This is a genomic window from Pseudorhizobium tarimense (genome assembly GCF_022968135.1).
GTDB classification, from domain to species: Bacteria; Pseudomonadota; Alphaproteobacteria; order Rhizobiales; family Rhizobiaceae; genus Neorhizobium; species Neorhizobium tarimense.
The window spans coordinates 136,267-155,706 of the sequence record NZ_JALJRA010000005.1; the positions used below are offsets into that span (position 1 = coordinate 136,267).

The following is a 19,440-nucleotide window of genomic DNA, read 5'->3' on the forward strand; positions in this document are numbered from 1 at the left end:
AGGAAAGACGACGGATGTCATGGCCCAATCGTGGATTTGGTGACCTCTACCTGACGCGCAGATCGGAATGCATGGCAAAGGCTTCATAAGGCTGCAAAGTTACCTCCTCGCCAATGGCTTGCACCATGTCGTAATTGCTTATCAGGCAGCGTCCGGACGACTGAAGCTCGTTTGGCATCGTCACAGTGACCACCTCCGCCCGGAAGTTCGCGACGACCACGATACGTTCCTGCTCCAGCGTACGACTGTAGACGAATACGTCCGGGTGTCGGTCCAGCCACGAGTGATATTGACCATAGACGATCACCTCATGCTGCTTTCGCAGCTCCACGAGGCGCCGATAGTGGTTCCAGATCGACCGATCGTCGCCAATCTGTAGCTCTGCATTCAGCGTCGTGTAGTTGGGATTCACTTCGATCCACGGGGCGCCGGTGGTGAAGCCGCCGTTTGGCGTTGCATCCCATTGCATGGGGGTGCGGGCATTGTCACGCCCGCTCTCGTTGGCGCCCTTGATGAAATCCTCCGGCGACAGCCCCGCCTCTAGGTGCAGTCGGTGCATGTTGAGCGTCTCGATGTCCTTATATTGGTCGATCGAGACAAATGGCACGTTCGTCATGCCGATCTCCTCTCCCTGATAGATAAAGGGCGTGCCCTTCATCAGGTGGAGGACCGTCGCCAGCATCTTTGCGGATTCGACGTGGTAGCCAGTCGTATTCCCATAGCGGGAGACGGCTCTGGGAAGGTCGTGGTTGCCCCAGAACAGCGTGTTCCAGCCGTCGTCCGCAAGCGCCAGCTGCCATTTTGCGAAGACGGCCTTCAAGGCAACGAGGTCGAGCGGCTTCGGCCGCCACTTGCCGTAGGTCTCATCCCAAGCCTGCGTGACATGCTCGAACTGAAAGACCATGGAAAGCTCGTTCCGGTCATGGGCAGAGTAGAGCAGCGCCGAGGCCGGAGTGGCGCTCCACGCTTCCCCGACCGTCAGCACGTCGCGGCTGCCGAAGGTTTCGCGGTTCATCTCCTGCAGGTAATCGTGGAGATGTGGCCCGTCGCTGGTGATGCCGGCATCCACCTGCTTGCCGATCAGGTCGATAACGTCCATGCGGAACCCGGCAATGCCGCGGTCCAGCCACCAGTTCATCATCCGGTAGACCTCTGCTCGCACCAATGGGTTTTCCCAGTTGAGGTCAGGCTGGCGGCGGGAGAAAAGGTGCAGATAGTATTGGCCTGTCTGCGGGTCGAGCGTCCATGCCGGTCCTCCGAAGGATGAGGTAAGGGTATTAGGTACGCCGCCGTCAGGCGATGGGTCGCGCCAGACATAGTAGTCGCGGTAGGGGTTATCTCTCGACTTTCGCGCCTCCCGGAACCACGGATGTTCGTCCGAGGTGTGGTTTACGACCAAATCGAGTAAGATGCCAATGCCGCGCTTCCGCGCCTCCGACACCAGCCGGTCGAAGTCTGCAAGCGTTCCAAACTCCGCGGCGATTCCTTGGTAGTCGGAGATATCGTAGCCGTTGTCATCCATCGGAGAGGTGAAGATCGGCGAAAGCCATATCACCGTTATGCCGAGCGACTGCAGGTAATCGAGTTTTGACACGATGCCGGGGATATCCCCGGCACCGTCGCCATTGCTGTCGCAGAAGCTTCGGGGATAGATCTGATAAACGGTGGCGCTGTGCCACCATTTGCGATCGCTGGAAGGTGTGGTCAGCGGCTGGATCGCGGGGTGACTCATCTCTTGCTCCGGGGGCCATCGTTGCCTGTCGAACGCGCTAGTGAGAAGCGCGGTTCCCGCGTTCCGGAACATCAAACGTCGCCAATGGTTAGCCAAACAGAGTGCTCAACCAAGGAGGTTCAGATGAACAGCAAGCTGCCGCCCGTTCCGGAAGAGAACCGCAGCCACAAGGGGCCCGGCGAGCCTGCCACAGCGAACAGCTCGGAGGGCCGGGGCGTTGATCCGGGCGACAAGAACTTCGATACGCAAGGCCGCCAAGGCAACATCAAGGTCAATACGACCAATCAAGGCTATCAGCAGGACCGCTAACAGGGCCGCGCATCAGCTGAGAGGCTCGTCGTAAAAGCGATGGGTCTCTCGGCTTCAGTCTTCAAGCCTCGCGTTTGAGAGTGTCGTCCATTTCTGCTTCATCGGATCCTGGAAGACCACTCGATCCCGACCCTGCTGTTTGGCTTGGTAGAGCGCTCGATCTGCGTGCCGAAGCAGTGTGTCTACGGTGGTCGTGGGATCAGGGCAAAGGGTCGCTACTCCCACACTGATCGTCTGACGATCAGGTTTGCCAGGGACGTGCGACAGATCCTTCAGCTTCACGGAGAGTCGCGCCTGTTCGGCCACACGCATCACGAGATCGGGAGAAGCTTCCGGCATGACAACAGCGAATTCTTCGCCACCATAGCGAGCCACAAGGCTGCCTTCGCCCCAGTTGCACGCCGCCAGCACCTCGGCGACTGCTTTGAGGCAGATGTCGCCTGCCTGGTGACCGTAGGTGTCGTTGAATCTTTTGAATTGATCAACGTCGATGAGCAGCAGCGACAGCGTCTGACCTCGCTCGAGAGACGAAACCAGCTCAGCCTGCAGCTTGCGATCGAGTTCACGTCTGTTTGCCAAGCCCGTCAGGGAATCGGTCGTCGCCAGCTTCACGAGTTTCGCATTCGCGGTTTCCAACTCCCCGTTCTTTTCGAGGAGCTGTTCCAGAAGGGTATCAGAAAGCCGTTCCGCCCTCAGTTGCCGCAGCCGCAGTTTCGTCATCATGGCGATGAAGGACGTGAGAAATCCTATGTAGACGACCGCGGCGGGTGCGAGCAGGTAAGTCCCGTCCGCGATCGCGGCAGCACTCATTGGACAAAGTACGAGAAGCAGGTTCAGAACGGCGACGCCCGGCATCATGTAGGCACGACCCGCAACGCCCTGTACGATGGCGCAGGCCGATCCGATAGCAAGCAGCTGCGTGCCGTGAGGCATGCCGTTGAGGAGCAGGCTTCCCGCTGCTCCATAGCTCGCGCCTGAGAATAGAGAGCCTAGGACGAACCTGTGGATCCAGCTCCGGGTTACGGGACCCGGCGGTCGCCTGCCATATGCCCAGTGGAGCGACGCACGGACTACCAGCGACACCGTGAGGATACAGGCAGCCAGAACCGCCGTATCATTCGCCCCGGCGATTGCTGCACTTAGAGCGGCAAGGGACATGCCCGCCGTCGCCGAAGCATGCGGCCGGACATTGAGCAGCTCCGCCAGCGTCTCCTGCTTGTGGTCGGAAGAAATAATGTCCGCGCCGGAAAAGTGGAACGGGTTCAACATCGGGAATGCAGACATGGAAGGTACTCCGCTACCCGCATTTTTAGCGAGGCCGTCTTAACGAGACGTAAGGAAGATTGCTCGCCTGCGCGCGTCTTTTTGCGATCTGCAAAACGAGCTCTCGCTGCCCGGGCGGCAAACGGTCGCACGGACACTTCAAGCTGGGAGTTCGCCGCCGAACTGCGGTTTGCTATCGCAGCAGGCTTTGGGCGCCGTCGACGAAGATCGGAACGCCGGTCACGTGGCGCGCTCGATGGGAGGCGAGGAACAGGATCACGTCGGCAACGTCCAAGGAGGAGCCAGCGGCGCCTTCGGTCAAGGGGATATCCCCCTCCGGCCAGTCAACAGGCACGGCCGTCTCGTCCTCGTCGCGCAAGCTGGTATTGTCCTGTATCTCAGTGTCGATCTTGCCGGGGCAGACGGCGTTGATGCGGATCTTGTGGCGGCTCAACTCGACGGCCAGCTGCTGCACGATCGCAACCTGCGCCGCCTTGGTAGCGGAATAGGCCGTTGCTCCGGGCGAGGTGAACGTGCGGTTGCCGTTGATGGAAGAGACGATGATGATCGACCCGCCGCCATGCTCCTTCATGTGGGGGACAGTCGGGTGGAGGGTGAGGTAGGTGCCGCGCAGGTTGATGCGGATCGTCTTGTCCCACTCGTCCGGGGACAGGTCATCGATCGGCGCCCACACGCCGTTCACTCCGGCATTGGCGACCACCACGTCAAGGCGCCCGTAAGTCTCGATCAGTTTTGCAATGGCGGCACGCATGGCATCTTCATCGGCCACATCTGCTTCCAACGCCACCGCGCTGCCGCCTTCCGCCTCAATTTCTGCGACCGTCTTGTCCAACTCGCTTTTCGTGCGCCCGAGGATGGCGACCTTTGCACCCTCGCGGGCAAAGGTTATGGCTGTCGCCTTGCCGATGCCGGAGCCTCCGCCGGTCACCAATGCCACACGTGCCTGAAGTTGCATCTAACCCTCTCCCATTATGGTATGTTCGCCATTCGTGGGCGGCAACGGGTGAGCAGAGGCAAGGTTCCTCTACCGGTCGTTCTCCAGAATGCGCAGCCCGATCCTGTATTTGCTGGCATCGACGCCCGAGACTTCGGCCTGGGCAAGATTGTCGGCCAGATCGGCCCGTTTGACCGAGCGGGCAAGCGAGTTGTCTGAGGCCCGCCGGACGAGCTCCGCATGCTCCTCGCCCGCGCGCTTCGTCAGGGCGTCAACAGCTTGGACGACCTCTTCGGAAAAGCCTTCCTGCCGCAGGCGATCCAGCGTCCATTCCGGGGATTTCTCGACCACATCGTGCAGCCAGGCAACGATCGTCTCGTCCTCCCCTTCCACGCCAGCCGCGACGCGTGCAACATGATCTATTATCGGGCCCCCAGTCTTCTTGGTCTGGCCTTCATGCGCTTCGATCGCGATCCGTCGAGCCTTGTCAATGTCGCCGGTCACGGACGATCCTCCTCAAACTGGGGGAGGTCCTTGATCGGGTGCAGCCAAGTCTCCCGTCGCTTTACCCACAGCTCATACTCAGGAGCCAGATCTGTGGGTGCCATATCGAAAGATCCGACGCGTATCTCCACTTCACCGTCGCCCGGGTTGAACAGGCGTGAGCCACAGCTGGGGCAGAACCCGCGCCCATTGAAGGTGGTGATTTCTCCGGAACTTTCGAATGCATGTGCGGGCCAGATGGCGAAGGTGACGAACGCCGAGCCACTTTCCTTGCGGCAATCGGCACAATGGCAAAGGCCGACCCTCAAGGGGGAGCCTTTGACCGAGTATCTGACATGGCCGCAGAGGCAGCTTCCCGACCGCGTGATCATCCAATTGAACCCCGACGGCTGCAGCGACGCAACGCGCCGCTGATCAAGGTTGACATCAGGAAAGCACGATCTCGCCTTCGTCCATGCCATCCCAGTAGTGGAGTCGCGTGGCATCGACCCTAATCATGACGACGCCGGGCGTATCGATGCCGTTTTCGAACCACTTATCCAGATCCGCATTCCAGTGCTCCTTGAAGGCATGCTTGTCGCGGATCACCTGTGCCTTGCCTTCCGCTGCGATCAGGAAGTGCTTGTGGCCCTGGTACGAGAGCGACACGTTCTGGTTGTTCTCGATCTCACCGACCATGTGGGCGTTTTCCCACGTGAAGAAATAGGAATCGCCCTCGTAATCGACATCTCTGTTGTTGCTCATCGGGCGCGAGGCGATTGCGCCGTTGGCCGCATACGTCGAGAGCATGGTGATGTCGATATCGCGCATCGCCTTCGAGATTTCTTCCAGCGTCTTCTCGCCCATGGGACAGGTCTCCGTTTCTTCTTCCACCACAACGGCGACATGATCATTGCGTTCCGGCGCTCAGCATGCGGTGCAATTGAAACCGGCCGCCTTCTCGGACGTTGTCCGGACATTGAAACGGAGGACGTAACCTTGGACATCATCCGCATACTCCTGGCCTTCTTACTTCCGCCGCTTGGCGTCTTTCTTCAGGTCGGCCTTGGACTTCATTTCTGGCTCAACATCCTGCTGACGCTCTTGGGATGGCTGCCGGGGATCATTCACGCGCTCTGGGTCATATTGAGAAAGTGATCGACGCTGCGCAGCTTCACCGAGATGTGAAGCTTCCTGCGCGGCCGCTGGATGCCAGGCGCTCATCATGTGGTAGCATGACCTCCGTTGCTAGGAGGTGGTCATGCTTGCTGCCCTTGCCATGCTTCTCAGTGTTTCGTCGGCACCTTCTCTGTTTGCCCAGGCATCTTCCACCGAAGTGGATGTGGAGCTGGTGCTGGCCGTCGATGTATCGCGATCGATGGATTACGAAGAGGTTCGCATCCAGCGGGAGGGGTATGTTTCGGCCCTTCGCCATCCGGACTTCATCAATGCAGTCCGCAACGGGCTGATCGGCAAGATCGCTCTCAGCTATTACGAATGGGCGGGGAGGATCGACGAGTCGTCCATCATCGACTGGCAAGTGATCGAGACCGAGGCAGACGCGCAGGCGTTTGCGGCCAAGCTGGAGGCTCGTCCGATTTCGACCCAGCGCCGCACCTCCATATCCGCGGCGATCGCCGAGGGCGCCACGCGGCTTGCATCAAACCAGTTTCGCGGGATGCGACATGTTATCGATGTGTCGGGGGACGGTCCCAACAACATTGGCGATCCTGTGGCGCCGGTGCGGGACAAGGCGGTCGATGCGGGCATCATCATCAATGGTCTGGCGATCATGCTGCGTCCTTCCGGAGGGCCGATCCCGCTCGACGATTACTATGGCGACTGCGTGATTGGCGGACCGGGCTCCTTTGTGCTCCCTGTCCACGATATCGAGGACTTTGCGGTCGCTGTGCGCCGAAAGCTCGTTCTGGAAGTCAGCGGCAGGACGCCAGAGCCACGTGTTCGTCCGGTTGCGGAAGAGGCGGCTGACTGCATGGCAGGCGAGAGGCAGTGGCAGAACTTCCTGGATCGCTGAGGAAGCTATAGGGCCCGCATCATTGAGCAGCGGGCGCTGTCACCTGCGGAGAGAAGGATGCGTCTTCGTGATCGCGATCTGACGCTGCCGCCATCTTGTCCGCGGGTGCCTTGATCCGGCAGTGAAGCCCTTCGGGCCTATAGTCGAGATGCACGTCCGCCTGAAGTTGCTGGGACAGCACACGTTCGATCATCAGCGTCCCGAAGCCTTCGCGCTTCGGCGGCGCTACTGTTGGTCCGCCACTTTCAACCCATGTGAAGACAAAGTCGCCACCCGGCGCGGCGGAGTAGGTCCAAGAAATTTCTACGCGGCCGGCGTCTGCGGAAAGGGCGCCATACTTTGCAGCATTGGTGCAAAGCTCATGCAGTGCCATGGAGAGGGATAGCGCGATCGAAGAAGGCGCCTCGAAGTCTTCTCCGTTGATGTGGAAGCGACGTCGCTTCGGGTCTTCGAAGGGGGCAACTGCCGTCTCCACGGTTGCTCTCACGGACGCGCTCTGCCAGTTCTTCGTGAGAAGCTGATGTGCCCCGGCCATCGCGTTTAGCCGGCGAAAGAATGCATCCGAAAGTTCTGTGACCGAGTCGGAGGAGCGGAACGTCTGTCGCGCCACCGCCTGAACCATGCTGAGGATATTCTTGATCCGGTGGTCGAGCTCCCGGATCAGCATCTGGCGCATCCGGTCGTCCTGTTGTTGCTGTTCGCGGCGCAGCGCCAGTTCGTCCATGAACGCATCGACTGCCGACCCGATGATGCCGAACGCGCCGTCTCCCGTCATGCCGGTACGCGCATTTTCCTGCCCGCTCCGCCAAGCATCGATCGAGCGGACGATCTCATGCGCTGGGCGGCGGATTAGCGCATACCCTGCCCACCAGACGGCGAAAAAGGGACCAACGATTGCCAGCGCAATGACGGCAAGGCCGAAATAGGTGACCTGGCTTACCTGCTCCAGGCCGCCCTCGACGGAATAGCCGGCGCTCACGTAGACGCCGTTCTGGTCGGGATAGTAGCCGATGATGCGGCGCGTTCCGTCCTGGCTGACGAGCTCCATGGTGCCCGGAGCATCCGCATGAAGGAGATCCTGGAAGGCGTCAGGTATCCTTGTTCCCACAAAGCGCTCCGGAAACGGCTGCCGGGCGAGGATGACGCCGTTGCGGTCGGCGACCGTAAGCGAACTTCCACCGTCGGAGTATCCTCTCTCACGCACCCGCATGCCAAGCCACGTTAAGTCGAGGTAGGCCACGATAATCTGGCGAACCTCGCCCTGATCCAATACCGGGAGCGCAAGCGGGAGTGCGGCCTGGCCCGTGATCCGGTCTTCAATGTAGGTTCCGACGACGAACTCCTTCGAAGCGAGGGCTCGCTGGTAGTAATCTCGATCCGAGAAATCCGCGATCCTTGCAGGCTTGGACGTACATAAAAGTTGTCCGGCCGGAGACATAACCGTCACGTTCTCCAGCGTCTCAAGCTTGTCGTCCACAGCACGGATATAGTCGCTGCACGGCCGGCCGGGGCCAGTTCTCAAGATCGGAACGGTGCTCAATACCTCCAGCGTGCTGCGAACGGAGGAGATGATCCGCTGCATCTCAAGTGAGGCGAGGCGGCCGGTATCAAGCGCGCTGCTGTGCATCTCGCGGTAGGCCGCCTGCCGAGCGCTGAACAGATTGTATGTCAGGACGAGCAGCGCCGGCATCAGCGCCAGAAGCGTCAGAAGCAACAGCCGGGACGTGACCGACATTCTGCGCATGTTTTTCCCCGCGATACACCTGATTTGAATGTTTAGAGCAAATCCCACAGGGGTCAAATCAGGTAAGGCGTCGCTTGCGACAGGGCGCTAAGGCCCTGGCAGGACAACCTTGACGCGGCACCTCCCGCAGCTACTTAGATGCCTTTCACCGAAGGGCCCCCGCGGGAGGAGACCTGTTCAGAGAGCCAAAGCTGCATGCAAACGCGGGACGATCAGGACAAGACTAAATTCTACAAGCCTGACTCACGTAGATTTCTGGTGGGCCTTGCTCGGGGCGCTGCTGGATCGCTGATCTTCGGGCTGCCGATGCTGATGACCATGGAGCTCTGGTTCCTCGGCTTCTATATCGAGCGCTATCGCCTCCTTCTGCTTCTGCTCGTCAACATCCCGCTCCTTGTCGTTCTTGCGCATCGCATTGGTTTCGAAGAGACCTTTACCTGGCGTCAGGCGTTTCGCGATGCGGTGATAGCCTATGGCATCGCCATAGCGATGAGCGCGGCCGTGCTCACCCTGCTCGGTGTCGTCAAAGCTGGAATGCCCCCCACAGACATCCTCGGCAAGATCGCAGTCCAAGCCGTGCCTGCAAGTATCGGCGCGCTACTCGGTCGGTCGCAATTGGGTGGTCAAAACGATGAAGAGGCGGCCGAAGAGGATAAGAAGAAGAACAGAGACATGACGACGAGCTATGGTCGGGAGCTTTTCATGATGGGCATTGGAGCGCTGTTCCTTAGCCTGAACGTTGCTCCAACCGAGGAAATCATCCTGATTTCGTTCAAGATGACGCCTTGGCACGCCCTCGTGACCGTGTCGCTCTCGATCCTGATCATGCACGCTTTCGTCTATGCGGTGTCCTTCAGGGGAGCGCACCAGCTGAGCCAAGGTACGCCGCAGTGGCACGCCATCGTTCGCTTCACTCTGCCGGGCTATGTCGTCGCTATCCTGATCAGCCTTTATGTGTTGTGGACGTTTGGACGCCTGGACGACACTGCGTTCACGCACATCCTGATGTCAGCAATCGTCCTGGGGTTCCCAGGCGCCATTGGCGCTGCTGCGGCGCGCCTTATTCTTTAGGATCGGAAGCATGACCGTAACCTCAAAGAGCGGCAATGTAGAAGCCTCCGCACCCCATTGGCTGGAATGGGCGACTGGCATCATCTCCATGCTTCTCATCATTGGCATGATCGGCTGGATCGCCGGCGAAGCAATCTTTCAGCAGCAGACGTCACCCGCGTTCCGCTCTGAAGTTGTGGCGACGCACGAGGTGGATGGTGGCTTCCGTGTCGAGTTCGAGATCTTCAACGATGGCACCTCCACGGCTGCGGCCGTCGAGGTGCGCGGAGAGCTAGCGGGTCCCGGACAGCCCACCGAGACTGCGGAGACGACGTTCGACTATGTACCCGCGCGCTCCAGCTCCAAAGGGGGGCTGATCTTTACGCAGAACCCCAGCGGCGGTGTTATCCGCATCCGTGCCGTGGGCTATACCGAGCCGTAAGAACGCTTCAATATGGCAGCCCGACGTAGTTCTCCGCGAGCGCTGTGGAAGCCGCCTTGGAGTGAACCAGGTAATCAAGCTCGGCCTCCTGGATCTTCTGTCCGAAGGCGCCGGTGTCGGGAAAGCGGTGCAACATCATCGTCATTGACCAAGAAAAGCGCACGGCCTTCCACACTCGCTTCAGTGCTCGCTCCGAATAGGCATCTACGCCTGCCTGCGAGCTCTCCGCGTAAAACTCCTGTAACCCTTCGAACAGGTAGTGGACGTCACTCGCGGCGAGGTTCAGCCCCTTTGCGCCTGTGGGAGGCACAATGTGGGCCGCATCGCCCACGAGAAACAACCTGCCGAACCGCATGGGTTCAGCCACGAATGAACGCAAGGGTGCTATGGACTTCTCAAATGATGGGCCTGTTACCAGGGCCTCGGCCTGTTCCTCAGGCAACCGGCGGCGCAATTCTTCGTAGAAGCGATCATCGCTCCAATCTTCGATCCGTTCCTCAAGGGCACACTGGATATAGTACCGGCTGCGGGTCGGCGAGCGCATCGAGCAGAGCGCGAAGCCGCGCGGGTGGTTGGCGTAAATCAGCTCATGGCTCACCGGCGGCACGTCGGCGAGGATACCAAGCCAGCCGAACGGATAAACCCTCTCGAAGGTGGTTAGTGCGCTGGTGGGGGGCGACTTTCGGCTCACGCCGTGATAGCCGTCGCAGCCTGCGATGAAGTCGCAGTCGATCCTGTGCGTCTGCCCGTCCTTCTGGTAGGTCAGAAAGGGGCCATTGCCGTCGAAATCGTGGGGCACAACGTCTTCGGCCTCATAGATTGTGCGCCGTCCCTCTGCTTCTCGCCGATCCATCAAATCATGGGTCACCTCGGTCTGGCCGTAGACCATGACTCGCTTGTTTGTCAGGGCGAAGAGGTCGATGCGGTGGTCACGACCATCAAAGGCGAGCGATATGCCCTCATGGGGAAGGCCTTCCGCGTGCATTCGGGTGCCGGCGCCGGCACGTTCCAGAAGCGACACCATTCCTTCTTCGAGCACCCCGGCTCGTACGCGGCGAAGAATGTAGTCCTTGCTTACGCGGTCGATGATAACGTTGTCGATGCCGGCCTGCGTCAACAACTGACCAAGAAGCAGGCCAGAGGGGCCCGACCCGATGATGGCGACCTGCGTTCGCATGATTATCCTCCCACAAACTTGCGAAATGCTAATCGGGAGGTGCCACTCTCGAAATGGACTTTCGGCTCCTCTTATGGGACAAAAACAACATTACGAGGAGCTTTCCGGAATGACGACTTCCGTTCCGACGTTTGGGCTGTATGGAGAGCAAACGCGGGAGAAGCTCGATTTCTGGGTTCATTGCGAGACGATCGCGTCGCGAAGCAGAACCTATCAGTGGGAGATAGGGCTGCATAAGCACGACAACTTCTTCCAGATCTTGTACATTCACAACGGCACGGGGGACGCTCTGCTTGGTCAAAGCACCTCTCCTCTTTCGCCCCCATGCGTCGTGCTGATGCCGCCCGGGATCAGTCACGGCTACCGCTTTTCGAAGGATGTTGAGGGCTTCGTCATCACCGTGGTCGCCGATCAGCTTCGGTTGACGGCCGAACTCTTGAAGCGACCCGACGCTTGGCTCCGCCGGCCACATATGCTGCCTCTCAGCGGCGTCAGCGACCAAGGCTATGTCGACACCACGATCCGTCGCCTCGCGGAGGAGATCGAGAGCGGCCGGAGCGACCGAAACGATCTCATCGACTCCTACCTCACAACCCTCCTGACACTGGCGGGTCGCCTGGCGGGGCCACAAAACATAGGAGTTTCCGGCGATACAAGTTCTGCTCGGGTGTCGACGCTCAAGGCAATGATCGGGAGGAGCTATCGGAGCCAAATGCCCGCTGCGGAGTACGCTCGGCGTCTCAATCTGTCTCCGACGCATCTGAACCGGATCGTGCGCCAAGTGACCGGAATGACCGTCCATGACCTCATCATGTCGCGCGTGATAGATGAGGCACGGCGTGCGCTGGTATTCACTCCGGCCACAGTCCAGCAGGTCGCAGATGATCTGGGCTTTGCCGATGCTGGCTATTTCTCGCGCTGTTTCCGCAAAAGAACCGGTCAGACGCCCGGTGCCTTCCGTCGAAGCGAAAGGCGAAAGCTGAGCGGAGACGTTTCAGCGGATGAGAATGGCACGGAAATCGTTGACGTTCGTGCCCGTCGGTCCCGTGACGAAGAGGTCGCCGAGAGCATGGAAGCCTGAATAGCTGTCATGGCTTGCAAGCAGGGTGCGGCCGTCGAGGCCGACGGATTTCAGACGTTTGGCCGTCGTGCCGTCACAGTAGGCACCGGCATTATCTTCCGACCCGTCGGTGCCATCGGTGTCTGCTGCAAGTGCAGTGACCGCGTGACCATCGATTGAAAGAGCCAGGGAAAGAGCAAATTCACCATTGCGGCCCCCTCTGCCTCCCCGAGAGTCGTCCAAGGTCACTGTAGTCTCGCCTCCGGACAGGAGCAGGGCAGGCCGCGAGAAGGGACGGTCGCGCAGGCAGATTTCCCGAGCAATCGCTCCGTGAACCAGCGCCACGTCCTGTGCTTCGCCCTCCATGGAATCAGACAGGATGTGAACCTGGATGCCGTGACTCTCTGCAAGCTTGGCTGCGGCCTCCAAAGAGAGGCCCGCAGATGCAACGACGTGCTGCCTGTTGCTGGCGAAGACAGGGTTATCTGGACGCGGCGCGTCTGCTGCCGGAGAAAGCAGATGAGCGAGAATGGACTGTGGGAAGTCGATTCGGTACTGAGTGACGAGATCCAGGGCTTGCTGTCGCGTCGTATCGTCCGGAACGGTCGGGCCGGAAGCAACGAAGGCGGGATTGTCCCCTGGGATATCCGATACGATCAGGGAAACCACACGAGCGGCCGTCGCTGCCGCAAGCCTTCCGCCCTTGATGGTGGAGAAGTGTTTCCGGATCGCATTCATCGCGGAGATGGGGGCCCCGGAAGCGAGGAGTCTCTGGTTGAGGATGATCTCGTCGGCAAGCGAGTAACCCGCCGGAGGTGACGGGAGAAGAGCGGAGCCCCCGCCGCAGATCAGCGCGATGACGAGATCGTTCTTCGTGAGGTCGCGTACAGTCCGCATTAGCTCTGCCGATGCGACAAGCCCCGCCTCGTCGGGCACCGGATGGGCGGCTTCCAAAATGCGGATCGAGCGGGTTCGGCACCCGTAGCCATACCGGGTAACCACCACTCCCGAAAGCGGTCCTGGCCACAGGCTTTCAAGCGCGGCAGCCATCTGCGCAGCTCCCTTGCCGGCGCCGACCACGACTGTCTTGCCTATGTTCGGAGGCGTCGGCAGGTGAGCGCGGATACCGTTCAGTGGATCGGCCGCCGAGATTGCGGCTCGGAAAAGCGTCGCCAGCAGATCCCGGTCATTCATCGGAGCTCCTCTTCCTGCTGCAAGTGCCGGACAACTGCATTGTCTCTGCCGCTACCGTGGCCGGAACCAACCTGCGCACGAGACGGTTGTCCCCGGACCTTTTCGTTTCGAGGAGCACGAGAGCATGAGCGAGTATCTTACGCAAGCTAGCTACCCCGGAGAAATCGCCGTCGGCAACGACCGCGCGCCCGTCTCCTATAAGTTGAAGGCGAGCAAGGAAGACGACGGCTCTATCCACGTGGCGCTAAGCCTAACGGCGCCGCGGGATTGGCTGCTGAAGCATGGCTTCCGCAGCGAGGCCACGCTGATGCGAAAAAAAGGTGAGCCTGTTCCCGTTCGCTTCGAGGAGACGCTGAACGTCGCGGACAATATTGCGGTGACGCTGCATGCCGACGAGTCGGTGTGCCGAAGCAAGGACGAGCTTCATCAGCGCTTTCCCGAGCTGGACGCCTGATCATAATCCCCTTTATTCGAGGCGCGCCTTGGCACTTCGCGGCGTCGCAAGCAGAAGGCTGGTCTCGCTTGCGGTGATGCCCGGGATCAGGCGCACCCGTCGCAGCACATTATCGAAGTCGGCAAGCGTTGTCGTTCGCAGCTCCAGGATCAGGTCCCAGCGCCCGTTGGTGGTGTGGATGGCTGATATCTCTGGCAAGCCGCCCAGTGCCGCGATTACCCTATCCGTTACACGTCCTTCGATTTCGACCATCATTATCCCCCGCACGGCCGACTCCAGAGCATCCGCCCGAAGAACGGCGGTGTAGCCGATGATGCTGCCAGTGCGCTCCAGCTTACCGATGCGGCTGCGGATGGTAGCTCGCGACGCTCCCAACTCCAGTGCCAGATCCGAAATGCTGCGCCGCGCGTCGTGGCGCAGCAGTGTGATCAGTTTTTCGTCCATTTCGTCCATGCCAGATCGATACGCCATTCTCCCAGTTTGGCAAGATAGGCAGTCTAGTATGGCACATCGCATTGTTCAAATCGCCAGATATTTGTGATTCTTTTGTCGCCAAAGGAGATCACGATGCACTGCAAGCTGATTGGAGTACCCATCCAGGAAGGTGCCTCCCGCCTCGGTTGCGAGATGGGCCCAAGCGCTCTGCGCGTGGCCGGGCTTGAAGCGGCCCTCTCTGAACTTGGCCACCAAGTCAACGAGCTTGGCAACCTTCCACCGCCCGCCTTGCAGCCTTGCAGCCATCCGAACGCCGCAATCCATCATCTTCCGGAGATTGCTGCCTGGACGAGGCTGCTGGATGAGGTTGCCTATCGGGAAAGCGGTGACGGCATGCCGATCTTTCTCGGGGGAGATCACGCGCTTTCCGCCGGCACGGTTGCCGGTGTCGCCCGCCGGGCGGCAGAGACAGGCCGCCCTCTCTTCGTGTTGTGGCTGGACGCGCATACCGATCTCCATTCGCTGGAAACGACCGAGAGTGGCAACCTGCATGGCGTGCCGGTGGCCTACTTCACCGGCCAGGCGGGCTTCGCAGGTTCGTTTCCGCCGCTCGCGGCACCCGTCGACCCCGGCAATGTCTGCATGATCGGTATCCGCAGCGTCGATCCCGCCGAGCGCGAGGCGGTCGCCCGCACCGGGATCACCGTGCATGACATGCGCTCGATCGACGAACACGGCGTTGCGGCGCTCCTTCGCGGATTTCTTGAAAAGGTCGCCGAAGCCGATGGGCTGCTGCATGTCAGCCTCGACGTCGATTTTCTCGATCCTGCCGTCGCGCCAGCGGTTGGGACAACCGTTCCTGGCGGTGCGAGCTTCCGTGAGGCGCATCTGGTGATGGAGATGCTGCATGATAGCGGCCTCGTCTCCAGCCTTGATCTTGTCGAACTCAACCCATTCCTCGACGAACGGGGACGGACCGCGACGCTGCTCGTCGACCTGACCGCCAGCCTGATGGGTCGAAAGGTCCTCGATCGTCCGACGAGGAGCTTCTGATGGCGACCGAAAACCTGAACCTGGTGCCCTTCGTCAGCGTCGAGAACATGATGGATCTGGTGCTGGAAACCGGCATCGATCATTCTCTCGCGGAGCTTGCCCAGTACATCGAGGAAGACTTTCTGCGCTGGGAGAACTTCGACAAGACGCCACGCGTTGCCTCTCACTCGGCGGAAGGTGTAATCGAACTCATGCCGACGAGCGACGGCCGCCTCTACGGCTTCAAGTATGTGAATGGGCATCCGAAGAACACTCGAAGCGGACGCCAAACGGTAACCGCCTTTGGCGTTCTTGCCGAGGTGGAGAGCGGCTATCCGCTGCTTCTTTCGGAGATGACGATCCTCACGGCACTTAGGACCGCCGCGACCTCCGCGGTGGCTGCTCGTTATCTCGCGCGTCCCGATTCCACGACCATGGCGCTGATCGGCAATGGTGCCCAGAGCGAATTCCAGGCGCGCGCCTTCAAGGCCCTGCTCGGCATCGACACGCTCCGTCTTTACGATTTGGACCCTTCCGCGACAGAGCGCTGCAGGCGCAACCTCTCAGGCTTAGGCCTCGACATCATGGCGTGTGGGTCGCCGGAGGAAGCTGTGGAGGGCGCAGACATCATCACCACCGCGACAGCGGACAAGCAGTGCGCCACCATCCTGACCGACAACATGGTCGGGCCGGGTGTTCACATCAATGCCGTCGGCGGCGACTGCCCTGGGAAGACCGAGCTGCACCGGGATATCCTGCTGCGATCCGATATCTTCGTCGAATACCCGCCGCAAACGAGAATCGAGGGTGAGATACAGCAACTGGCTGTGGATCATCCCGTTACGGAGCTGTGGCGGGTGATGAGCGGCGAGCTGGAAGGTCGCCGGTCCGAGGCGCAGATCACACTCTTCGACAGCGTGGGCTTTGCAACGGAAGACTTCTCCGCCTTGCGCTACGTGCGCGACAAGCTGGCGGGAAGCCGGCACTTCATCGAGCTTGACCTGCTTGCTGACCCCGATGAGCCCCGGGACCTCTACGGCATGCTGCTTCGCCGCCAGGTGGTGCTGGATCATCAGCACACGGCCTAGCTCTCATTAATCAGCCTCGCGGGACGATCTCCTCAGCCGCTTGGCGTATTGTCTGCATCAGCATGGCTTGAGGGGCCGACGGTGGTATGTCTGCCTTAAGGGTCAGGCCGACAGGGCCTTTCGTTTCGCTGGTGTCGACAGGTAGGGCGCTGAGCAGCCCTTCCGCCAGATCGTCCGAGATGACGCCTTGCGAGATGATCCAGACGGCATCGCTTGAGCGGGTAAAGGCGCGTCCGAAGGCATGGGACACCGTTTCCACCTGCAGCGGCAGCCGGCCGACGCCGTTAGCGATCAGCAACTGCTCGACGTAGGGCCTGATCACCGAGCCCCGGGTCGGCATCAGCACCGGGTATTGCTCCAGCGTCTCGAAGACTGATCCGCCCGTTGCCAACAAGGGATGGCCGGGTCGCACGGTGAAAACAACTTGCTCGGAATAAAGGTGCTCGAACGAGAAGCCCGTCATCTTCTCCGGTGCCGCAAGCCGTCCAACGACCAGATCCAGGTCCCCGACCCGCAACTGCTCCAGCAGGACTGCATTCTCGCCGGTGACGATCTTGATGCGGCTGCCCGTCTCTTCCTGGAGGAAGAGTGTCATCGCGCGCGGCATGATCCGTGTCGAGACCGTCGGCAGAGCGCCAACGCGGACCGGCGGAGCGGCATCGGACAGTTCCTGTGAAACCGAGTCCAGCCCTTGCCTCAAGGCGGTTATGGCTGCGCCTGCGTGCCGAAGAAAGACCTCCCCGTAGCGCGTGATGCGGATACCGCGGCCTTCCCGCTCAAAGACTGCTACGCCTAGCGCCTCCTCCAGCTCGCGGATTGTCTTCGTCACCGCCGGCTGGCTGACATGCAGCAGCTCTGCCGCCTTGACGACGCTCTTCTGGCGCGCAACTTCTAGGAATGTATGCAAGTGACGAAATTTGACGCGGGAGTCCATCACCAGTCATAACCCATGAGTTAAGGGAAGTGGCTTCGAAGTCATTTTACCTAACCAGTTCTGTGCGGCAATGTCTTTAGGGGAGGATGGACACATGCAGTTTGTACGCATTGATGGCGTCACGATTGCCTATCAGGTGACGGCGACCGCGCCGGACAGTCCGGTGCTCGTGCTGATCAATTCGCTCGGGACAGACAGCCGGATTTGGCATCTGGTGGTGCCGAAGCTGGCCGAAGATTTCACCGTGGTGACCTACGACAAGCGGGGTCATGGGCTTTCCGACCTTGCCAGTCCGCCCTACGGCATCGGAGATCATGTTGCCGACCTCGTCGGGCTGCTCGACCATCTGGAGTTTTCCGACGCTGTACTGTGTGGCCTTTCGGTCGGCGGCCTGGTTGCGCAAGGTCTATATGCGCAGCGCCCGGACCTGGTGAAGGCGATGGTGCTTGCCGATACGGCCCACAAGATTGGCACACCAGAGATGTGGAGCAGGCGGATCGCCGCGATCGAAGAGGGCGGTGTCGCTGCGATTCTCGACGACATCATGGGCCGATGGTTCACGGAACCCTTCCGCCGGCCGGACAATGCTGCCTACAGCGCCTACTGCAACATGCTGCTTCGCCAACCGGTCAAGGGTTACACCGGCACTTGCGCAGCCATCCGGGATGCAGATTTCACCGAGGAGGCTCGGACGATCCGGGTGCCGGTTCTTTGTGTCGTCGGTGATCAAGACGGCTCGACGCCGCCGGACCTCGTTCGATCTCTGGCCAACCTCATCCCCGGCGCGCAATACGAAGTGATCGAGGGCGCGGCGCACATTCCTTGCGCGGAAACGCCGGCGGCGTTCGCTGCCGCGGTGAGAAGTTTCATAATCAACGACGTCAAGGACCGAGATCATGACGGACAAGCCAGTTGAAACCGACCGTTATCGTCAGGGCCTGACAACGCGACGTGAGGTCCTTGGCGAGGCGCACGTGGATCGCGCTCTGGCAAACGAGACGGAGTTCGACAAGCCGTTCCAGACGTTCATCACCGAAGGCGCCTGGGGCTCGCTGTGGTCGCGCCCGGGTCTTTCGAAGCGGGAGCGATCAATCGTAACGATCGCATTGCTGGCAGCTGGAGGGCACTATGACGAGGTCGCAATGCATGTTCGCGCAACGGCCCGGACCGGCGCGACAAAGAACGATATCTGTGAGGCGCTGATGCATGTGGCGGTCTATGCCGGCGTGCCGGCCGCCAATCATGCCTTCAAGATCGCCAAGTCGATCTATTCGGAAATGGAGGCCGGGACAGACACCGGGGGAGACGCTGATGAGAAACGCACCGCCTGAGACCACACCCTTTTTCGCACGCGACCGGGACATGCACCCGCCCGCCTATACGCCCTGGTACAAGACGACGGTCCTGCGCTCGCCGCAGCGCGCCCTGATTTCGCTCGAAGGGACGAAGAGCGAAACCACGGGTCCTGTCTTCGGCCACAGCATTCTCAACGAGTTCGACAACGATCTGATCGTCAACTATGCGAAGCCGGGCGAGGGGCCGATCGGCCAGCGCATTCTCGTCCATGGCCGCGTCCTCGACGAGCGCGGTATCGGCGTCGCCGGTGCCTTGGTGGAGTTCTGGCAGGCGAATGCCGGCGGGCGCTATCGCCACAAGAAGGAAACGTATCTTGCGCCGCTCGATCCGAACTTCGGCGGGTTCGGCCGGACGATCACCGACGAGAACGGCTCCTACTGGTTCAAGACGATCAAGCCCGGCCCCTATCCGTGGCCCAATGGCGTCAACGACTGGCGGCCGGCGCATATTCACTTCTCCGTCTTCGGTCACGGCTTTGCTCAACGTCTCGTCACGCAGATGTACTTCGAAGGCGATCCGCTGATCTGGATCTGCCCGATCGTGAAGACCATTCCAGACGAGGAGGCGATCAAGCGCCTCATCGCGCCGCTCGACATGAACAACACCATCCCGCACGATATGCGGGCCTACAAGTTCGACATCGTGCTGCGCGGGCGTCGCTCGACCCTGTTTGAGAACCGCAAGGAGGGGAACTGAC

Annotated in this window: 23 protein-coding genes; 12 read left to right on the plus strand and 11 right to left on the minus strand. The window is 60.5% G+C overall.

Going from position 1 to position 19,440, the window contains the following annotated elements:
- Window positions 1-46: 46 nt before the first annotated feature.
- On the minus strand, window positions 47-1,732 hold the full coding sequence (locus MUU54_RS07340; protein WP_247243382.1) for a glycoside hydrolase family 13 protein: 1,686 nt from the start codon (window positions 1,730-1,732) through the stop codon (window positions 47-49).
- 123 nt (window positions 1,733-1,855) lie between these two features.
- On the opposite strand from MUU54_RS07340, the gene MUU54_RS07345 reads away from it, so the two are divergent.
- Window positions 1,856-2,041: a hypothetical protein gene (locus tag MUU54_RS07345; protein ID WP_247243383.1), complete on the plus strand. Its 186-nt coding sequence runs from the start codon at window positions 1,856-1,858 to the stop codon at window positions 2,039-2,041.
- A gap of 54 nt (window positions 2,042-2,095) precedes the next feature.
- On the opposite strand, the gene MUU54_RS07350 is transcribed toward MUU54_RS07345, so the two are convergent.
- The 5 genes from MUU54_RS07350 to MUU54_RS07370 all read right to left on the minus strand — a co-directional run bounded on the left by MUU54_RS07350 (window position 2,096) and on the right by MUU54_RS07370 (window position 5,609).
- A complete protein-coding gene (locus tag MUU54_RS07350; RefSeq protein ID WP_247243384.1) occupies window positions 2,096-3,325 on the minus strand; it encodes a GGDEF domain-containing protein in 1,230 nt (409 codons plus the stop codon).
- A gap of 172 nt (window positions 3,326-3,497) precedes the next feature.
- On the minus strand, window positions 3,498-4,280 hold the full coding sequence (locus MUU54_RS07355) for an SDR family oxidoreductase (protein ID WP_247243385.1): 783 nt from the start codon (window positions 4,278-4,280) through the stop codon (window positions 3,498-3,500).
- Between the two features lie 69 nt (window positions 4,281-4,349).
- A complete protein-coding gene (locus MUU54_RS07360) occupies window positions 4,350-4,763 on the minus strand; it encodes an HD domain-containing protein (protein ID WP_247243386.1) in 414 nt (137 codons plus the stop codon).
- Window positions 4,760-5,134: a GFA family protein gene (locus MUU54_RS07365; protein ID WP_247243387.1), complete on the minus strand. Its 375-nt coding sequence runs from the start codon at window positions 5,132-5,134 to the stop codon at window positions 4,760-4,762. Before MUU54_RS07365 ends, MUU54_RS07360 begins: the two co-directional genes overlap by 4 nt.
- A gap of 55 nt (window positions 5,135-5,189) precedes the next feature.
- Complete coding sequence (locus MUU54_RS07370) at window positions 5,190-5,609, minus strand: pyridoxamine 5'-phosphate oxidase family protein (RefSeq protein ID WP_247243388.1); 420 nt, start codon at window positions 5,607-5,609, stop codon at window positions 5,190-5,192.
- A gap of 132 nt (window positions 5,610-5,741) precedes the next feature.
- Between MUU54_RS07370 and MUU54_RS07375 the strand changes: the two genes are divergently transcribed.
- Both MUU54_RS07375 and MUU54_RS07380 read left to right on the plus strand, forming a co-directional pair.
- Window positions 5,742-5,900, plus strand: a complete 159-nt coding sequence (locus MUU54_RS07375; RefSeq protein WP_247243389.1) for a YqaE/Pmp3 family membrane protein — start codon at window positions 5,742-5,744, stop codon at window positions 5,898-5,900.
- A gap of 103 nt (window positions 5,901-6,003) precedes the next feature.
- Window positions 6,004-6,777: a DUF1194 domain-containing protein gene (locus MUU54_RS07380; protein WP_247243390.1), complete on the plus strand. Its 774-nt coding sequence runs from the start codon at window positions 6,004-6,006 to the stop codon at window positions 6,775-6,777.
- A gap of 19 nt (window positions 6,778-6,796) precedes the next feature.
- Here the strand turns inward: MUU54_RS07380 and MUU54_RS07385 are convergent, their stop codons facing one another.
- Window positions 6,797-8,521: a sensor histidine kinase gene (locus tag MUU54_RS07385; RefSeq protein ID WP_247243391.1), complete on the minus strand. Its 1,725-nt coding sequence runs from the start codon at window positions 8,519-8,521 to the stop codon at window positions 6,797-6,799.
- Window positions 8,522-8,716: 195 nt separating this feature from the next.
- On the opposite strand from MUU54_RS07385, the gene MUU54_RS07390 reads away from it, so the two are divergent.
- Together MUU54_RS07390 and MUU54_RS07395 are read left to right on the plus strand one after the other, a co-directional pair.
- Window positions 8,717-9,592 carry a TIGR02587 family membrane protein gene (locus MUU54_RS07390; protein ID WP_247243392.1) on the plus strand — a complete coding sequence of 292 codons (876 nt, stop codon included), beginning with the start codon at window positions 8,717-8,719 and terminating at the stop codon, window positions 9,590-9,592.
- A gap of 10 nt (window positions 9,593-9,602) precedes the next feature.
- Window positions 9,603-10,013, plus strand: a complete 411-nt coding sequence (locus MUU54_RS07395; RefSeq protein ID WP_247243393.1) for a TIGR02588 family protein — start codon at window positions 9,603-9,605, stop codon at window positions 10,011-10,013.
- Between the two features lie 7 nt (window positions 10,014-10,020).
- Here MUU54_RS07395 and pobA read toward each other — a convergent pair whose 3' ends face one another.
- Window positions 10,021-11,190, minus strand: a complete 1,170-nt coding sequence (gene pobA, locus MUU54_RS07400) for a 4-hydroxybenzoate 3-monooxygenase (protein ID WP_247243394.1) — start codon at window positions 11,188-11,190, stop codon at window positions 10,021-10,023.
- A gap of 109 nt (window positions 11,191-11,299) precedes the next feature.
- On the opposite strand from pobA, the gene MUU54_RS07405 reads away from it, so the two are divergent.
- Window positions 11,300-12,271: a helix-turn-helix domain-containing protein gene (locus MUU54_RS07405; protein WP_247243395.1), complete on the plus strand. Its 972-nt coding sequence runs from the start codon at window positions 11,300-11,302 to the stop codon at window positions 12,269-12,271.
- On the opposite strand, the gene MUU54_RS07410 is transcribed toward MUU54_RS07405, so the two are convergent.
- On the minus strand, window positions 12,185-13,444 hold the full coding sequence (locus tag MUU54_RS07410; protein WP_247243396.1) for a glycerate kinase type-2 family protein: 1,260 nt from the start codon (window positions 13,442-13,444) through the stop codon (window positions 12,185-12,187). The genes MUU54_RS07405 and MUU54_RS07410 overlap by 87 nt on opposite strands.
- Before the next feature lie 124 nt (window positions 13,445-13,568).
- Between MUU54_RS07410 and MUU54_RS07415 the strand changes: the two genes are divergently transcribed.
- A complete protein-coding gene (locus tag MUU54_RS07415; protein WP_247243397.1) occupies window positions 13,569-13,898 on the plus strand; it encodes a hypothetical protein in 330 nt (109 codons plus the stop codon).
- Window positions 13,899-13,910: 12 nt separating this feature from the next.
- Here MUU54_RS07415 and MUU54_RS07420 read toward each other — a convergent pair whose 3' ends face one another.
- Window positions 13,911-14,351, minus strand: coding sequence for an Lrp/AsnC family transcriptional regulator (locus tag MUU54_RS07420; RefSeq protein WP_247243519.1), 441 nt, complete (start codon window positions 14,349-14,351; stop codon window positions 13,911-13,913).
- 114 nt (window positions 14,352-14,465) lie between these two features.
- Between MUU54_RS07420 and rocF the strand changes: the two genes are divergently transcribed.
- Together rocF and ocd are read left to right on the plus strand one after the other, a co-directional pair.
- On the plus strand, window positions 14,466-15,386 hold the full coding sequence (gene rocF, locus MUU54_RS07425; RefSeq protein ID WP_247243398.1) for an arginase: 921 nt from the start codon (window positions 14,466-14,468) through the stop codon (window positions 15,384-15,386).
- Window positions 15,386-16,453 (plus strand): ornithine cyclodeaminase, encoded by a 1,068-nt coding sequence (gene ocd, locus MUU54_RS07430; RefSeq protein WP_247243399.1) that lies wholly within the window; start codon window positions 15,386-15,388, stop codon window positions 16,451-16,453. The genes rocF and ocd overlap by 1 nt, the downstream gene beginning before the upstream one ends.
- A 10-nt stretch (window positions 16,454-16,463) precedes the next feature.
- Here ocd and pcaQ read toward each other — a convergent pair whose 3' ends face one another.
- Window positions 16,464-17,390 (minus strand): pca operon transcription factor PcaQ, encoded by a 927-nt coding sequence (pcaQ, locus tag MUU54_RS07435; protein WP_247243400.1) that lies wholly within the window; start codon window positions 17,388-17,390, stop codon window positions 16,464-16,466.
- A gap of 91 nt (window positions 17,391-17,481) precedes the next feature.
- Between pcaQ and pcaD the strand changes: the two genes are divergently transcribed.
- The 3 genes from pcaD to pcaH are packed head-to-tail and all read left to right on the plus strand — an operon-like array spanning window position 17,482 to window position 19,439.
- Entirely contained in the window at window positions 17,482-18,303 is an 822-nt protein-coding gene (pcaD, locus tag MUU54_RS07440; RefSeq protein ID WP_247243401.1) for a 3-oxoadipate enol-lactonase, read from the plus strand.
- Window positions 18,284-18,718, plus strand: a complete 435-nt coding sequence (pcaC, locus tag MUU54_RS07445) for a 4-carboxymuconolactone decarboxylase (protein WP_247243402.1) — start codon at window positions 18,284-18,286, stop codon at window positions 18,716-18,718. Before pcaD ends, pcaC begins: the two co-directional genes overlap by 20 nt.
- Window positions 18,699-19,439 (plus strand): protocatechuate 3,4-dioxygenase subunit beta, encoded by a 741-nt coding sequence (pcaH, locus tag MUU54_RS07450; RefSeq protein ID WP_247243403.1) that lies wholly within the window; start codon window positions 18,699-18,701, stop codon window positions 19,437-19,439. The genes pcaC and pcaH overlap by 20 nt, the downstream gene beginning before the upstream one ends.
- Window position 19,440 lies beyond the last annotated feature (1 nt).